Origin of the sequence: Pseudoalteromonas sp. BSi20429, from assembly GCF_000238895.1 — a bacterium.
GTDB lineage: Bacteria > Pseudomonadota > Gammaproteobacteria > Enterobacterales > Alteromonadaceae > Pseudoalteromonas > Pseudoalteromonas arctica.
Window position 1 is genome coordinate 1 of the sequence record NZ_BADV01000118.1, and the last position, 2,493, is coordinate 2,493.

The 2,493-nt window shown below is 51.4% G+C and carries 1 protein-coding gene; it reads right to left on the reverse strand.

The annotated features are described in order from the left end of the window. Window positions 1–2,493 (reverse strand): Ig-like domain-containing protein (locus P20429_RS20055; protein ID WP_050548752.1); only part of this gene is annotated, 2,493 nt, incomplete at both ends.

Below are 2,493 nucleotides of genomic sequence, written 5' to 3' on the forward strand. Positions count from 1 at the left end.
CGTTGCACTCCAGTTACCACTTGCATCGGTTTGTACATCAATGCTTTGAGTGGCATTCGCTGCATCTGTAAACGTAACTGTGATAGTGCTATTAGGTGCATCACTGGTACCAGTCACTGTGGGTGTGGTGTCATTGGTGAGTACTGGCGCATCCACGGTAATGCTTGGCGCGGTCGTGTCTATTGTGCCGTTACCTGTAATACCGGTGCTGTTACCTGCTGCATCGCTGATGCTGGCGGTGATCGTGTACGGCCCTTCTGCCAAGGCAGTCGGTACTTCTATAAAGAAGTTGCCATCGGCATCCACAGTGGTCGTAAAGGTTTGTGTATTGCCTTGATCGTCCACCACGGTGAAGTTAATAACGGTGCCTTCAACGGCATCGCTTGTGCCGCTAAGTGTCGGGGTGATGTCGCTACTTGAGCCTGGACTGGTAAGTACAAGTGTCGGTGCAATGGTATCTATTTCACCTGCGCCTGTGGCGGTGGCTTCGTTGCCTGCCACATCTTCAACACTCGCGCTTACGGTGTATGCACCTTCTGCAAGTGCTACCGGTACAGGAATTGACCACGTACCATTAGCAAGCACGGTGGCATTTATTGTTTGCGCTGCGCCGTTGCTGTCGGTGACAACAATGGTTACTTCACTGCCTTGCGGTGCATCGCTGGTACCTGCAATCGTTGGGGTGGTGTCGTTACCTACACCGTTGTTGGTAATAACAAGGCTCGGTGCGGTTAAGTCAATCTCACCTGTTTCTGTGGCGCTGCCAATATTGCCCAGTCCATCATCCACGGTCGCTGTTACTGTGTATTCGCCTTCGGCTAAATCAGTTGGTGCATCGACGCTCCATACACCACCCGTTACGGTCGTATCAACAGTCGTAATATTCCCTGCACTGTCTTCAAACGTTAAGCTAATGGTGGTGCCATCAGCTGCATCACTTGTCCCGCGAATTTCTGGCGTGGTGTCATTGGTGTCAACCAGTACATTAATACTGATGCTTGGCGCCGTGGTGTTGAGTGTTGCGTTTTCACTTAATGTAGTGATGTTGCCTGCACTGTCGCTTACGCTTGCTGCGATAGTGAGTGGACCATCAGTTAGCGCGTTCGGTACATCCGCTGACCAGCTGCCATCAGCTTGTACTGTCGCGGTGAACGTTTCTGTTGTGGTGCCATCACTCACGCTGATGCTAATAACAGTCCCCTCTGGCGCATTGGTACTTCCGCTGATAGTCGGGGTGCTATCGTTCGTTGCGCCCACGGTATCAAGCACAAGCGTTGGCGCGAGGCTATCAATGGTGCCCGATTGCACGGCACTATCGGTGTTACCTGCGGCATCGGTGATACTGGCTTGTACGCTGTAGCTGCCATCCGGTAATTCAGGGCTGGTTGCTTGCCAATCACCGTTTGCATCCACAGTAGCGGTGATTGGGTGCTCATCACCGTTACTGTCGGTAATAACAATGTTTATAACCGTGCCTGTAGGCTCTGTTGAGGTACCACTAATCACTGGGGTGCTGTCGTTGCCTAAACCCAGTGCATCAACGGTGATAACCGGTGTAATGGTATCCACATTACCACTGCTGTTTGCGGTACTCTCGTTGCCTGCGGCATCGGTAATGCTGGCAACAACGCTAAAGTCACCTTGTGCAAGGGCTGTCGATACTTCGATTGCCCAGTGACCATCGCTGCCTACAACAGTGCTAAGGGTTTGATTGATGCCTTCGCTATCGGTGATGGTGAGTGTAACAGTGCCACCAATTTCATTACTGGTTCCCTGAAGCTCTGGTGTTAAATCGCTGACATCGCCCACGTTTTGAATGGTGAGTAGTGGCGCTTGCGTGTCGATAGTCGTGGTATCACTCACGGTGGTTTCATTGCCGACACTGTCGCGTACACTTACTTCAATGGTGCTTTGACCTTCACTTAATGGTGTCGCTGGTGTGGCGCTCCAATCACCGTTTGCATCCACAAGGGCGGTGATAGTTTGTGGGTTGCCGTTGCTGTCGGTAACCACAATCGTCACTTGTGCACCCTCACCTGCATCGCTTGTGCCGCTTATGATTGGCGTGTTGCTGTCGCTTTGTGCTACAACATCAACAGTGAGTGTCGGTGGCGTATTATCAAAGTCGTCTGAGCTAATTGTACGGGTATTACCTGCTGCATCGGTCGCTGTTGCGATCACTGAGCCTAAGTTCAGTAATGAGATATCAATACCAGTCAGTGACCAGTTACCATTGGCGTCAGTGGTTGTGGTGTAACTTACGCCCACACCGCCGCCAACAAGTTGCTCAGTAATGGTAATTTCACTGCCAGCCGGTAAATCAGAGGTGCCGTTTAATAACACCAATGAGCCTAATAAGAAGGTAGGTGTAAATGCTAAGTCTGGCGGTGTTATATCGACTTCGCCACTGTCTGTACCTGTGCCTGTGTTGCCTGCAGCATCGGTGATGCTGGCGCTGACGCTGTAATTACCTTCCGCTAAATCGCCGCTTGG